Below are 13,302 nucleotides of genomic sequence, written 5' to 3' on the forward strand. Positions count from 1 at the left end.
CGGATTACGCTTCGCTAATCCGCCCTACAGAGCTACTTCACCTCGCCGGTCGTGAGCAGCACGAAGGAGCGGCCCGTCACCTTGTAGGTGCTGTCGAACGCGAATTGCGCGCCCGCCGCTTGCTCCGGCGCGCTGGTATCGAGCAGCAGCGACCAGTGCGCGCCGGCGGATGTCGTCGGTAGCTTGAAGTCGACCTCGCCCTCATAGCTGTTGAGGATGACAAGCACGGTGTCGTCCTCGCCCTCGCGTGCGGTCGCGGTCTTGCGCGCGCGGCCGTCGAGCAGCGCGGCAAAGCATTTGATCCAGCCGGTGGTCCAATCGGCCCGCGTCATCTCGACGCCCGACGTGCTGATCCAGACCACGTCGCGGATGTTGAGCTCTGCGTCGCGATCGCCGGAGAGGAAGCGGCTGCGGCGCAGGATCGGGTAATCGCGCCGCAGCTTGATCATCCGCTTGGTGAAGGCGAGCTGCTTGTTCGCGTCGTCGGACAAATTCCAGTCGAACCAGGAGATGTCGTTGTCCTGGCAATAGGCGTTGTTGTTGCCGCGCTGGGTGCGGCCGAACTCGTCGCCGCCGAGCAGCATCGGCGTGCCCTGCGAGGCCAGCAGGGTCGCCAGCAAGTTGCGCTTTTGGCGCTCGCGCAAGACGAGAATGTCGGGATTGTCGGTCGGGCCCTCGGCGCCGCAATTCCAGGAATGGTTGTCGGACGAGCCGTCGTTGTTGTTCTCGCCGTTGGCCTCGTTGTGCTTAAAGTTGTAGCTCGCCCAGTCGTTCAGCGTGAAGCCGTCATGGGCGGTGATGAAGTTGACGCTGGCCCAGGTGCGGCGCCCCTCGCGGTTGAACACGTCGTGCGAGCCGAGTAGCCGCGGCGCCAGCGCGCCGGGCGTGGCCTCGCCGCGCCAGAAGTCGCGCACAATGTTGCGGTACTTGTCGTTCCATTCCGCCCAGCCCGCCGGAAAGCCGCCGACCTGGTAGCCGCCGGGACCGCAGTCCCAGGGTTCGGCGATCAGCTTGACGGTCGCGAGCAGCGGGTCCTGGTTGACAGCCTTCAGGAAGCCGGACTGCTCGTCGAAGCCGTAGACCTCGCGCGCCAGGATGGTGCCGAGGTCGAAGCGGAAGCCGTCGACATGCATGTGGCCAGCCCAGTAGCGCAGGCTGTCCATCACCAGCTGGATCACCCGCGGATGCGACAGGTTCACCGTGTTGCCGGTGCCGGTGTCGTTGATGTAGTAGCGCCGCTTGTCGGGCAACAGCCGGTAGTAGCTCGCATTGTCGATGCCCTTGAACGACAGCGTCGGACCGCGCTCGTTGCCTTCGGCGGTATGGTTGTAGACGACGTCGAGGATCACCTCGAGGCCGGCGCCGTGCAGCCGCGCCACCATCTCCTTGAACTCGCGCAGGCTGTTCGGTACGTCGGCGGCATAGCGCGGGTCCGGCGCGAAGAAGCCGATGGTGTTGTAGCCCCAGTAATTGGTGAGGTGCTTGTCCAGCAGATTGCTGTCGTTGACGAAGGAATGCACCGGCAATAGCTCGATCGAGGTGATGCCGAGCGCCTTCAGATGATCGATCGCGGCGTTCGATCCGAGGCCGGCATAGGTGCCGCGCAGGTTCTCGGGGATGCCGGGATGCTGCTTGGTAAAGCCCTTGACGTGGGTCTCGTAGACGACGGTCTCGTCCCAGTGGGCTTCCTGCCGTTGCGGCTCCTGGGCCCAGTCGAAATTGGGATCGCACACGACGCATTTCGGCATGAACGGCGCGCTGTCGCGCTCGTCGAACGTCAGATCGTCGCCGCTTTCCACCTTGTAGCCGAACACCGCCGGATTCCATGTCAGGCTGCCGGCGTGGGCGCGCGCATAGGGATCGAGCAGCAGCTTGTTCGGATTGAAGCGGTGGCCGCCGTCGGGCTGGTAGGGACCCGAGACGCGATAGCCGTAAAGCGTCCCCGGCTGCACGCCGTTGATGAAGCCGTGAAACACCTGGTCGGTATATTCGGGCAGCTCGAGGCGATGGGTCTCGCGCTCGCCGTCGAACAGGCAGACCTCGACCTTGCTGGCATTGGCGGAGAACACCGCGAAGTTGGTGCCGCGGCCGCTCCAATGCGCGCCCAGCGGATAGGGCAGGCCTTCCTCGACCACGAAATCGGACATCGCGTCCCCCAAACCATCAAATCAATCTGCAACAAACGCCGCCGCGCGGAAAACGTTGCATTGGTTATTTTAGTGGCATCGCGCGCGGTTCGTATGACGCCATCGTCATTCCGGGCTCTCGCTTCGCGATGCCCCCGGGTGCCCAATTGCGCACCGTGTCGTGAGAATGCGGAGCTGTGTCTTCAACCACGCTGTCATCGCCGGGCTTGACCGGGCGATCCAGTACGCCGAGGCCCATCCGCTCAAACACGACTGTCTCTGGAATACTGGATCACCCGCTTTCGCGGGTGATGACATCGGAAAGGCTGTTTCACATTGAATCAGACTGACACCGTCGTCCCGGCGAAGGCCGGGACCCATAACCCCAGATATCAGTTGGTTGGCGATGCTGGGGCCGCAGCCCGCTTCAACAGTTCACCCTGTGGTAATGGGTCCCGGCCTTCGCCGGGACGACAGCGGAGGGCTTGTTGAGTGCAATGCTAAATCAACCGCATGCCCTTGAAGCTCGTATGCCCGTTCTTGCCGACAATGATGTGATCGTGCACCGCGATGCCGAGCGGCTTTGCGATATCGACGATCGCTTTGGTCATCTGGATGTCGGCCTGCGACGGCGTCGGGTCGCCGCTCGGATGATTGTGCACCAGGATCAGCGCGGTCGCCGACAATTCCAGCGCCCGCTTGATCACCTCGCGCGGATAGACCGGGGTGTGATCGACGGTGCCGGTCTGCTGCACCTCGTCGGCGATCAGCTGGTTGCGCTTGTCGAGGAACAGCAGGCGGAATTGCTCCTTTTCGGCAAACGCCATGCCGGTGCGGCAATAGTCGATGACGTCGTTCCAGGACGACAGCGCGATGTTGCGCCTGATCTCGCCCTTGGCGATCCGGCCGGCGGCTGCCGCCAGCAGCTTGAGCTGGTTGATCGAGGCGTCCTTGATGCCCTCGACCTCGCGCAACCGCGCCACCGGCGCGTGCACGACTTCGGCGAAGGAGCCGAACTTCTTCAGCAGCGCCTTGGCCAATGGCTTGGTGTCGCGGCGCGGAATGGCGGCGAACAGCGCCATCTCAAGCAGCTCATAGTCGGTTAGCGCGTCGGGGCCGGCCGCATGGAAACGCTCGCGCAGCCGTTCGCGATGGCCATGATAATGCGGCATCTCGTCGGGCTGGTCGGTGCTGTCACTGGCTTTGGCGGGCATCGGCCACAACCATGCCGTGCCTGCCGGGTTTTGCAAGGGGCGATGCAACCCACGGTCATCGCCCGGCTCGACCGGGCGATCCAGTACGCCGCGGCTTCTCGATTCAAGCGGTGGCGTCTCTGGAATACTGGATCACCCGCTTTCGCGGGTGATGACACCGCAAATGGGTCCTGGCTTTTGCCAGAACGACGATCGTGTGTGAGGCGCCCACTTCCCCGGTTTGCCACGATGCGACGGGCGAATTACCGTTCGCTGCAACGGTTCGAGATCGAAAAGGGGGAGGACGGCGTGACGTCATTCAAGGTGATCCGCGCGCGCGCCGAGAAGCGCAAGGGCGGGCCGAAGGCACTGGAGAAATTGCTGCGGCCGCCGGCGGGCGCCAAGGTGCTGGCAAAGCTCGGCGACGACCGCGTGCTGGCCGAGATGACCAGGCGCGTGTTCTGCGCAGGCTTTGCCTGGAGCGTGATCGACGCCAAGTGGGAGGGTTTCGAGCAGGCGTTCCTCGGCTTTGAGCCCGCCAAGCTCGCCTTCAAATCAGATGAATTCTGGGAGAAGCTGACCAGCGACACGAGGATCGTGCGCAACGGCGCCAAGATCATGTCAGTGCGCGACAATGGCCGCTTCGTGCAGGAGATCGCGCGCGAGCACGGCAGCTTCGGCAAATTCCTCGCGGCATGGCCGTCGTCGGATGAGGTCGGGTTGCTTGATCTGCTGACCAAGCGCGGCAGCCGGCTCGGCGGCAACACCGGGCAGATGCTGCTGCGCTTTCTCGGCTGGGACGGCTTCGTCACCTCGCGCGACGTCGTCGCCTGCCTGCGCGATGCCGGCCTCGATATTGCCGAGGAGGTCAAGTCGAAGCGCGATCTCGCCAAGGTGCAGGCGCAGTTCAACGCCTGGGCGGAGGAGACCGGGTTGTCCTATCTGCATTTGTCGCGGATCTGCGCGATGTCGATCGGCGAGAACCACACGCCCGAGGAGATCGTCGAGCGGACGCGAAGCGATTATTGACCTTGTCGAGGATGGCCCCGGTTACACCTGAACCCAGGGCTTCTCGCCATGGCGCTCGGACAGCGTGAAGATCTCGACGCCGTCGGCGGTGACGCCGACCGAGTGCTCGAACTGCGCCGACAGCGAACGGTCGCGGGTCACCGCGGTCCAGCCGTCGGACAGGATCTTCACATGCGGCTTGCCGAGATTGATCATCGGCTCGATGGTGAAGAACATGCCGGGCCTCAACGGCACGCCCTCGCCGGGGCGGCCGATATGGATGATGTTCGGCTCGTCGTGGAACAGGCGGCCGAGGCCATGGCCGCAGAAGTCGCGCACCACGCTCATGCCTTGCGGTTCGACATAGCTCTGGATGGCGTGACCGATATCGCCGGTAGTGGCGCCGGGCTTCACCGCCGCGATGCCGCGCATCATCGCCTCATAGGTCACCTCGATCAGCCGCTCGGCCTTCCGCGCGATGGCGCCGATCGCATACATCCGGCTGGAATCGCCGTACCAGCCGTCGACGATGAAGGTGACGTCGACATTGACGATGTCGCCTTCCTTTAGCGGACGATCGCCCGGCATGCCGTGGCAGACCACGTGATTGATCGAGGTGCAGGTCGAGTAGCGATAGCCGCGATACATCAGCGTCGCCGGATAGGCACCGTGGTCGAAGGCGAACTTGCGGACGAAGTCGTCGATATCGGAGGTCGGGACGCCTGGCTTGACGAGGTCGGTCAGCGCATCGAGGCATTTCGACACCAACGCACCGGCCTTGCGCATGCCGGCAAAGCCGCTCTGCCCGTGCAGCTTGATCTGGCCGGTCTTGCGAAGCGAGGTGTCGGTGGCGTCGATATAGCTCATGGGCGGGCTGTTTCTGCAGGCAAGGGGCTGATTTCAGGCTCTAATTTAATGATCGGCGCGCCCGGTGCAAGCCAAGGTTAGGCATGGGGACAATTCCCAAACAGCTTGATTTTGCGGCCCAATCCGGAACAGCGGCAGCCGGTCCTCCGAAAAAACTGTGCGCAAACGCTAGAGCCCTTTCCGTTCCGATGGAATCGGAACGGAGCTCTAGATTCTTGTTTTGACGCGTTTTCTTTACGCGAACCGGTATCCATTTCGCTCGAAAACGCTCTAGCTGGAGACCTCGACCACGCTCTCGACCGGCAGCGCGCCGCCGCGGATCCGGAGTTCCCGCACCGGATAGGGCACCCTGATGCCCTGCTGCTTGAAGGCGTCCCACAGTGCCAGCATGACGTCGCTCTTCACATTGTCCATGCCGTCGGGATCGGCGATCCAGAAGGTCAGAGAGAACTTCATGCCGAGCTCGGCGAATTCGGTCAGGATGCAGTTCGGCGGCTTGCCCTTGAGCGCGCGGGCGTGGGCCGCGGCGGTCTCGATCGCGAGCTTGCAGACCAGTCTCGGATCGGCGTCGTAATTGGCGGCGAAGGCGATCTTCACCAGCGTATTCTTGTCGGTATAGGTCCAGTTGGTGACCTTCTGCGTCACCAAATCCTCGTTCGGGATCAGGAACTCGCGGCCGTCGCCGGCGGCGACCGAGATGTAGCGGGTTTTCATCGCGCTGATGCGGCCCTGGCTGTCGCCGATGGTGACGAGGTCGCCCGGCTTCACCGATTTGTCGACCAGCAGAATGATCCCCGAGATGAAGTTGGCGACAATCTTTTGGAGGCCGAAACCGATGCCGACGCCGACGGCGCCGGAAAGCACCGCCAGAGCCGACAAGTTGATCCCGACGGCACTCAAGGCAATGGCGACCGCGACCACCATTAGGCCGATGCGAATGATCTTGACCAACAACACCTGGATCGACGGGGTCAGATCGGTCGAGCGGGTGATCTGGCCGTCGATGAAATTGCTGGCGATATTGCTCAGCCACAACGCTAGGATCAGCACCGCGCCGGCCTTGATCAGCAGCAGCGGCGACAGCCGCAGACCGCCCATGACGACGGCGAACGAATCCAGCGTGTCGGCCGCCCAATCGAGCTGGCCGACGATGCTGAGCGCCGCAACCACCCAGGCTGCGATCGACACCGTCTTGACGATGAAGGCGTTGTCGATCACCGAGGTTACGAGGCGGATCACGAGCCAGGCCAGCGCCAGCTTGGCGGAGACCGCGATCAGGTAGCTGCGGCTCGGCCATGTGGCGTGCCACATCACGATGCGCGAGATCACCATCAGCACCGCGAACACGGCGGTCGAGGCGCTCGTCACCATCACGCGGGCAAAGTGCCGGAGCGGCAGCGGCCACCGGCTCGCCAGCGACGACAACTCGACCCGTGAGTGAATGGCGGTATCGGCCGCGTAGGCGAGGCCCGCGGCGGCGAGGATGATGCCGAACTGCAGATAGAACCAGGGCGAGGCGACCTCGGCGCCGACCGAGCGCGCGGCCATTTGGATCGATTCCAGGACGTCCTTCCAGCTCATGTCCATCGGCAAATTCTCAACTTGCAGTGCGGGTCAGGCAAATGTGATTCGAAGGTGTTGGGAGATTCCCACAACGGCGCGCGCGCGACCATCGATACACCACAGTGTCGAGGCGCATTAGAGCGTTTTCGAGCGAAGTGGTCACCGGTTCGCGTGAAGAAAACGCATCAGAACAAGAATCGAGAGCCCCGTTCCGATTTTGTCGGAACGGAAAAGGATCTCGGGGCAGCGGGACCGGGCACATTGCCGCCTATGGCAGAAATCGTTTGGCGTCCCGGTGTGTCGACGATAAGGATGCAATTGCAAGTATTTGAGACCCCCGAAGGCGCATGGCATCCCTCGACTCCGTCAGTATAGCGATCCTGCTCGGCGCGGTGCTGGTGATGGCCGGCATCCTTTCGAGCCTGCTGGCGTTGCGGTTCGGCGCCCCCTTGCTGCTGGTGTTCTTGCTGGTCGGCATGCTGGCGGGCGATTCCGGCCCCGGCAGGCTGCAGTTCGACGACGTCCGCACCACCTATCTGGTCGGCTCGGTGGCGCTGGCGCTGATCCTGTTCGACGGCGGCTTGAAGACGCGGTTTGCCAGCATCCGCACCGTGCTGGTGCCGTCGATGGTGCTGGCGACCGCCGGCGTGCTGCTGACCGCGCTGATCACGGCGCCGGTCGCCCGCTATGTGCTCGACCTCAACTGGACCGAGTCGCTGTTGGTGGGCGCCGTGGTGGCCTCGACCGACGCCGCGGCGGTGTTCCTGCTGGTGCACACCCAGGGCCTGCGCCTGCGGCCGCGCGTCGGCGCGACGCTGGAGGCGGAGTCCGGTACCAACGATCCGTTCGCGATCTTCCTCACTTTGATGCTGGTCGAGTTCATCTCGATCGGCCAGAGCTCCGCCTCGCACATCGCGATGGAGTTCGTCCAGGAAGCGGTGCTCGGCGCCATCATCGGGGTGATCGGCGGCCGGCTGGTGGTGCTGGCGTTGAACTATGTGGCGCTGCCGCAGGGCCTGCATGCGCCGTTCGTTACCACAGCGGCACTGGTGATCTTCGGCGGCTCGCAGATCGTGCATGCCTCGGGATTTCTCGCGGTCTATCTCGCCGGTATCATCATCGGCAACCGGCCGACCCGCGCGCATAATTCGGTGGTGACATTCCTCGACGCCGCGACCTGGCTGGCGCAGATCGTGATGTTCGTGCTGCTCGGCCTCCTGGTCTCGCCGCATCGCCTGCTCTCCAGCGCCGGCGGCGCGGTGCTGGTGGCGTTCGCGCTGATGCTGGTGGCGCGGCCGCTGGCGGTGCTGATCTGCCTTGCGCCGTTCAAGTTCAACTGGCGGGAAAAGATCTTCATCGCTTGGACCGGGCTGCGCGGCGCGGTCGCGATCTTCCTCGCCTCGATCCCGATGCTGGTCGGCCTGTCGAAGGCCTATCTGTACTTCGACGTCGCCTTCGTCGTCGTCATCATCTCGCTGTTGCTGCAGGGCTGGACGCTGGGACCGGCGGCACGGCGGCTGCATGTCGCGCTGCCGCGCGCCGAACGCGGCCCGCGTCGCGTCGAGCTCGACCTGCCCGGCCAGCTCGAGCAGCAGCTGGTCGGCTATCCGGTGCGGCCGAAGAGCCTGTATTTCCGCCGCGGGCTGATTCCGTCCTGGTCGAAGCCGACCTTGGTGATCCGCGACGAACGGATCCTGACGCCTGTCGAGGCCGATCCGGTCGCGCCTGGCGACTACATCTATCTGCTGGCGCCGCCGGAGCGCGCCGAGGCGCTCGACCGCTTCTTCGTCGACATGGCGCCATCGAGCACGCCCGATCCGCATCTGCTCGGCGACTTCATGGTCTCGGGCGAGCATACGCTGGGCGAGCTCGCCGAGATCTACGGCGTCAAGGTCGATGAGCACCAGGCCAAGCTGACGCTGGCGGATTATTTCGACATCAATCTCGACCGCGCGCCGAAGGAAGGCGCCGAGCTTGCGCTCGACGAGATCGTGCTGGTGGCGCGCAGCATCAGCGGCGGCCGCGTCAATGTCGTCGGCCTGCGGCTGCCGGAGGAAGAGGAGGAGGTCGCGCCGCAGACGCGGATGCAGACCGTGCGGCGCAAGCTCGCCGATATCTGGGCGTCGGTGGCGGGGGTCTGAGCGCTACTGCTTGCGCAGGAACTGCGAATCCGGCGCGAACTTCTTGATCATCTCGGACAGGCCGTCGTCGGCCGGCGGGCCGGGCGAGTCCGGGTTGGGCTCGTCCTTGAACTTCTGGCCGGAAATCTCGGCCAGCGCCGCGAGCAGTGTCTCATCGAGATCGTCCGCTGCTGTCTTTCCGGCTGGTCGCTTCGCGAGCGGTATGATGGCGGGCGGAGGTGGCAGCGGCGCCGGCGGAGCGGGCTTCGGCTGGTTGGGCGCGACGATTCGGGTCTCCGGTTCGGGCTTCGCCGCGATCGGCGCCGGTATCGGTGGAGGCTTGGGGGGATCCGCCCGCCTGGCGGCGGCCTGGCTGACGGCGGCGATCAATGATGCTTCGAGATCGGCGGGAGTCTCAGCCGTCATCGGCACCGGCGGCGGCGCGGCGGGCTTCGTGTCCCGGGGCGCGCGACCGAACAGCGGTTCCCGCTGGTTCGCCGTCGGCGGCCGGTTCTCGGTTGCCTTGCTGGGCTCCCTGCCGGGCTTGAAGAGACCCGCGCGTTCGGCGGCGAGCCTCGCGGAAGCCTCCTCGACCGTGGCGAGCAGGGACGATTCCAGCGCATCGGCGGGATTGCTCGGCGGTGTCGGCGGCGCCGCTGGCTTGGCGACAGGGGCGACCACCACCTTCGGCTCCTGCCGTGGCGGCACCGGCACCGGCGGCGGCCGCGATACCTCGACCACCGGCGGTGGCCGCGATGCCTCGAGCGGTGGGGCCGGCGGGACCGGCTGACCGCTGCGGGCGCGCGCGATGATGCCGTCGACGATCGCCCCGAGGCGGCTCTTGTCGGGTGCGGCGAGATAGCTGGCCGCCAGCTCGTCGACATATTGCGGGCCGTAATCGGCGAGCACATGCGCGATCTGGGCCAGATCAGGATCGCTCTCGACCAGCCGTCGCCACGCCTCCCGGTCGTAGGGCGCGCCGTTCTTGTCGGGCCAAGCCACCCGGCGTGGCTGACGCTGAGGTCCGGCGTCCTGGCCGGTGACCGGGTCGAGGGTCGGCGGCCGCAGCCCGGCACTGAGCCGCGGAGGGGTAAATCCCGCGGCGGCTGCCGGCGCGGCATCATCTGCCGGGCTTCGGCGGCGTTCGGCGACCTGCAGCGCGATCAGGCCGACGCCCATCAGCAGAAAGCCGAGCGCGGCCCACGAAATCGTGGCGCACAGCACCGCGCCGATCAGCAGCAATACCCAGCCTGTCAGTCGCACAATGTGCCCTTCCCCATGCCCGATCGGATGTCCCGATGCGGGCCTAGCAGACAAGATTGGCTATCTTATGCCGACTTTCGGAAAAACGGCCAGCTAGAGCGTTTTCGAGCGAAGTGGACACCGGTTCGCGTGAAGAAAACGCGTCAAAACAAGAATCCAGAGCTTCGGTTCTGCTTCAATCAGAACCGGAGCTCTAGGCGCCTGATGTCAGCACCTTGACACCGCCGAACGCGGTCACCTGGCCGCGGCGCAGCATCACGATCTGGGTGGCGAGCTGGCGCAGCTCGGCCGCGTCGTGGCTGACATAGACCATGGGGACGCCGGCCTCGTCCCGCAGCCGCACCAGATAGGGCAGGATCTCGAGCTTGCGGCTTTCGTCGAGCGCGCCAAGCGGCTCGTCCAGCAGCAACAGCCGCGGCTTCGACAACAGCGCGCGGCCGAGCGCGACGCGCTGGCGCTCGCCGCCGGACAGCTTTCCGGGGCGGCGGTCGAGCAGGGCGCCGATGTCGAGCAGGTCGACGACGCGCTTGTGTTGCGCGGGATCCTCGGCGAGGCCGTTCATGCGGCGGCCGTAGTCGAGGTTCTGCCTGATATCGAGATGCGGAAACAGCCGTGCGTCCTGGAAGACGTAGCCGATGCGGCGGCGCCAGGTCGGGACGTGGATGCCGGCGGTGGTGTCGTCGACCGTCTCGCCATCGATCACGATCGTGCCGCGGTCAGGGCGCACCAGTCCCGCGATCGTGTTGATCAGCGAGGTCTTGCCGGAGCCGGACGCGCCGAACAGCCCGGTAACGCGGCCCTCGCTGGTGAACGATGCGGCAAGCGTAAACTCGCCGAGCTGCTTGGTGATGTCGACGCGCAGCATCGCTATTGCCCGTGCAGGCGCGCGGTGGCGCGGCGCGCGAACACTTCGGCTGCGACCAGCGCGCCGACCGCGAGCACGACCGAGATGATGACGAGCCGGGCTGCAGCGGTGTCGCCATCAGGCGTCTGGATCAGCGAATAGATCGCCGACGAAATGGTCTGGGTCTCGCCGGGAATGTTTGAGACGAAGGTGATGGTGGCGCCGAACTCGCCGATCGCCTTGGCAAAGCCGAGCACCATGCCGGCCAGTACGCCCGGCAGCGCGAGCGGCAGCGTCACCGTCGCGAACACCCGCCACGGTGCGGCGCCGAGCGTCTCGGCGGCCTGCTCGAGACGGCGATCGACCGCCTCGATCGAGAGACGGATCGGCCGCACCAGCAGCGGAAACGACATCACGCCGCAGGCCAGCGCCGCGCCGGTCCAGCGGAACGCGAACACGATGCCGAGGTGATCGGCCAGCCAGCCGCCGACCAGGCCGCGCTTGCCGAAGGTCAGCAGCAGGAGATAGCCCGTGACGACGGGCGGCAGCACCAGCGGCAGATGCACGGCGGCATCGAGCAGCGACTTGCCCCAGAAGTCGCGCCGCGCCAACAGCCAGGCGAGCGCGATCCCGAACGGGGTTGCCACCAGCGTTGCGATGACAGCGACCCGCAGCGACAGCAGGATCGCCGTCCATTCGGTCGGCGAGATCTCGAACACGCTCAGGTCGTCGGGCTGATCAGGAACTTGAAGCCATACTTCTCGAGGATCGTCTTCGCCGCCGACGAACGCAGGAAGGCGAGATACTCGGCCGTCTCCGGCTTCGCGGTCGTGGTCGCCGCGACCGGATAGATGATGGCCGGATGGCTGTCGGCCGGGAAGGTGCCGACGATCTTGACGCCGGGCTCGACCTTGGCGTCGGTCGAGTAGACGATGCCGAGCACAGCTTCGCCGCGCGCCACCAGCGTCAGTGCCGCGCGTACGCTGTCGGCCATCGCGAATTTCGGCTCCGCCGCCTGCCAGGCGCCGAGCTTCTCGAGCGCGGCCTTGGCGTATTTGCCGACCGGCACCGCCTTGACGTCGCCGGTGGCGATCTTGCCGTCGCCGGCGAGCTTGGCGAGATCGAACCCAGGTCCGATGTTGACGTTGTCGATCTTGGAATCCTTCGGCGCGATCAGCACGATCGAGTTGCCGAGCAGGTTGACCCGGGTCTGCTCATTGATGTTCTTCTGCTTGATCGCGTAGTCCATCCAGTCGGTGTCGGCGGAGACGAACACGTCGGCCGGCGCGCCCTGCTCGATCTGTTTTGCCAATGCCGAGCTTGCGGCGTAGCTGGCGCTGATCTTGACGCCGGTCTTGGCGGTGTAGGCCGCATTGATGTCGTCGAGCGCGTTCTTCATTGAGGCCGCGGCAAAGACGGTGAGCGTCTTGTCCTGAGCGCTCGCGGGCGGATGGATCGCGCCGAGCAGGATGACGAAGGCAATGAAAAGTCCGGCAAATCGTGACATGGAAAGCGCTCCGTGCGAGCTCGCGCGCGAACGGCCACGCGCAAATCAGGCGTTGGTTGGGGTCTGGGCGCGACAGGCGGACGCGCTGTTCCGCTGGTCCCCGAAGGACTTACGGTCCCGGGGGATATCGCACTGCAAACATAGCAGGCTGGGACTTACGGTAAAGGCGACCGTTTGTCTAACCGGGCGTCCTATTCATCCGACGGCTGGATCGCGATCGACAGCGAGTTCTCTTTTGAGCCGCTGACCTGCAGCACGAAGGGGCTGGCGGCGAGGTCGTATTTCATGGTCTTGCGGATACCGTCGCAATCGGTTGCCCCGCTGAATGCTTTCGGCTTCAGGAAATGCCCGTCCTGCACCAGGTCGACCCAGGCGCCGGCTGAGAGGCTGACGGTATAGAGCCCGGCCTTCGGCGCGGCCTTGAAGCTGGTGAAGCCGGCGAAGGTGCCGTCCTTCGGCGCGCGCTCCGGCGGGCTCGGCAATTTGGCGTCGCCGGGCGTGACCAGCGCCAGCGTGATGGCGGTTGATGGCAGTGCCGTCTGCTCGCTGCCCGAGGTGAGCTTGGCGCGATCCGGCGCGGTGAGCGCGGCGCGTGCGCGGTCGATCGACCATTTGAACTTGTCGCAGCCGCTCGGCTCCTCCGCTGCGAAAGCGGGAGCCGAGATCAGCAGGAGCGATGCGGCGAGGAGCGATTTGCGCATGTCTGGTCCAATACAATGATGATGGATGAAACAGATCAGCGGCCCCGATCCATCGCTCGACCGCGCTTACGGCGCGACGACATCAGATCATAACGCAGTTCGAGCCGACC

General features: G+C 65.3%; 11 protein-coding genes. 2 read left to right on the forward strand and 9 right to left on the reverse strand.

Features of this window, described 5'->3' with window-relative positions; translation table 11 throughout:
* Positions 1 to 32: 32 nt before the first annotated feature.
* Together glgX and radC are read right to left on the reverse strand one after the other, a co-directional pair.
* Complete coding sequence (gene glgX / locus G6P99_RS04795; protein ID WP_165127464.1) at positions 33 to 2,147, reverse strand: glycogen debranching protein GlgX; 2,115 nt, start codon at positions 2,145 to 2,147, stop codon at positions 33 to 35.
* 479 nt (positions 2,148 to 2,626) lie between these two features.
* Positions 2,627 to 3,340, reverse strand: a complete 714-nt coding sequence (gene radC, locus G6P99_RS04800; protein ID WP_029083116.1) for a RadC family protein — start codon at positions 3,338 to 3,340, stop codon at positions 2,627 to 2,629.
* A 288-nt stretch (positions 3,341 to 3,628) separates the two neighbouring features.
* Between radC and G6P99_RS04805 the strand changes: the two genes are divergently transcribed.
* The gene (locus tag G6P99_RS04805; protein WP_029083115.1) at positions 3,629 to 4,348 is read left to right on the forward strand and encodes a DNA-3-methyladenine glycosylase I; all 720 of its coding nucleotides are present in this window, start codon (positions 3,629 to 3,631) and stop codon (positions 4,346 to 4,348) included.
* Between the two features lie 21 nt (positions 4,349 to 4,369).
* Here the strand turns inward: G6P99_RS04805 and map are convergent, their stop codons facing one another.
* Both map and G6P99_RS04815 read right to left on the reverse strand, forming a co-directional pair.
* Positions 4,370 to 5,194, reverse strand: a complete 825-nt coding sequence (gene map / locus G6P99_RS04810; RefSeq protein WP_029083114.1) for a type I methionyl aminopeptidase — start codon at positions 5,192 to 5,194, stop codon at positions 4,370 to 4,372.
* A gap of 270 nt (positions 5,195 to 5,464) precedes the next feature.
* Positions 5,465 to 6,781: a mechanosensitive ion channel family protein gene (locus G6P99_RS04815; RefSeq protein ID WP_029083113.1), complete on the reverse strand. Its 1,317-nt coding sequence runs from the start codon at positions 6,779 to 6,781 to the stop codon at positions 5,465 to 5,467.
* Between the two features lie 323 nt (positions 6,782 to 7,104).
* On the opposite strand from G6P99_RS04815, the gene G6P99_RS04820 reads away from it, so the two are divergent.
* Positions 7,105 to 8,898, forward strand: coding sequence for a potassium/proton antiporter (locus tag G6P99_RS04820; RefSeq protein WP_029083112.1), 1,794 nt, complete (start codon positions 7,105 to 7,107; stop codon positions 8,896 to 8,898).
* A gap of 3 nt (positions 8,899 to 8,901) precedes the next feature.
* On the opposite strand, the gene G6P99_RS04825 is transcribed toward G6P99_RS04820, so the two are convergent.
* The 5 genes from G6P99_RS04825 to G6P99_RS04845 form a co-directional block, all read right to left on the reverse strand.
* The gene (locus tag G6P99_RS04825) at positions 8,902 to 10,140 is read right to left on the reverse strand and encodes a hypothetical protein (protein ID WP_156928776.1); all 1,239 of its coding nucleotides are present in this window, start codon (positions 10,138 to 10,140) and stop codon (positions 8,902 to 8,904) included.
* Between the two features lie 193 nt (positions 10,141 to 10,333).
* A complete protein-coding gene (gene modC, locus G6P99_RS04830) occupies positions 10,334 to 11,005 on the reverse strand; it encodes a molybdenum ABC transporter ATP-binding protein (protein ID WP_029083110.1) in 672 nt (223 codons plus the stop codon).
* Positions 11,006 to 11,007: 2 nt separating this feature from the next.
* The gene (gene modB / locus G6P99_RS04835) at positions 11,008 to 11,703 is read right to left on the reverse strand and encodes a molybdate ABC transporter permease subunit (protein ID WP_029083109.1); all 696 of its coding nucleotides are present in this window, start codon (positions 11,701 to 11,703) and stop codon (positions 11,008 to 11,010) included.
* A 2-nt stretch (positions 11,704 to 11,705) separates the two neighbouring features.
* Positions 11,706 to 12,491 carry a molybdate ABC transporter substrate-binding protein gene (gene modA / locus G6P99_RS04840; protein WP_165127466.1) on the reverse strand — a complete coding sequence of 262 codons (786 nt, stop codon included), beginning with the start codon at positions 12,489 to 12,491 and terminating at the stop codon, positions 11,706 to 11,708.
* Between the two features lie 191 nt (positions 12,492 to 12,682).
* The gene (locus G6P99_RS04845) at positions 12,683 to 13,192 is read right to left on the reverse strand and encodes a hypothetical protein (protein WP_029083107.1); all 510 of its coding nucleotides are present in this window, start codon (positions 13,190 to 13,192) and stop codon (positions 12,683 to 12,685) included.
* Between the last annotated feature and the right edge of the window lie 110 nt (positions 13,193 to 13,302).

This window comes from Bradyrhizobium sp. 6(2017) (assembly GCF_011058295.2).
GTDB lineage: Bacteria > Pseudomonadota > Alphaproteobacteria > Rhizobiales > Xanthobacteraceae > Bradyrhizobium > Bradyrhizobium septentrionale.

What these genes read in the sequence shown, in the direction of transcription:
- glgX (WP_165127464.1), bottom strand. Translation starts at nt 2,147, where the DNA reads ATGTCCGATTTCGTGGTCGAGGAAGGCCTGCCCTATCCGCTGGGCGCG.
- radC (WP_029083116.1), bottom strand. Translation starts at nt 3,340, where the DNA reads ATGCCCGCCAAAGCCAGTGACAGCACCGACCAGCCCGACGAGATGCCG.
- map (WP_029083114.1), bottom strand. Translation starts at nt 5,194, where the DNA reads ATGAGCTATATCGACGCCACCGACACCTCGCTTCGCAAGACCGGCCAG.
- G6P99_RS04815 (WP_029083113.1), bottom strand. Translation starts at nt 6,781, where the DNA reads ATGGACATGAGCTGGAAGGACGTCCTGGAATCGATCCAAATGGCCGCG.
- G6P99_RS04820 (WP_029083112.1), top strand. Translation starts at nt 7,105, where the DNA reads ATGGCATCCCTCGACTCCGTCAGTATAGCGATCCTGCTCGGCGCGGTG.
- modC (WP_029083110.1), bottom strand. Translation starts at nt 11,005, where the DNA reads ATGCTGCGCGTCGACATCACCAAGCAGCTCGGCGAGTTTACGCTTGCC.
- modA (WP_165127466.1), bottom strand. Translation starts at nt 12,491, where the DNA reads ATGTCACGATTTGCCGGACTTTTCATTGCCTTCGTCATCCTGCTCGGC.
- G6P99_RS04845 (WP_029083107.1), bottom strand. Translation starts at nt 13,192, where the DNA reads ATGCGCAAATCGCTCCTCGCCGCATCGCTCCTGCTGATCTCGGCTCCC.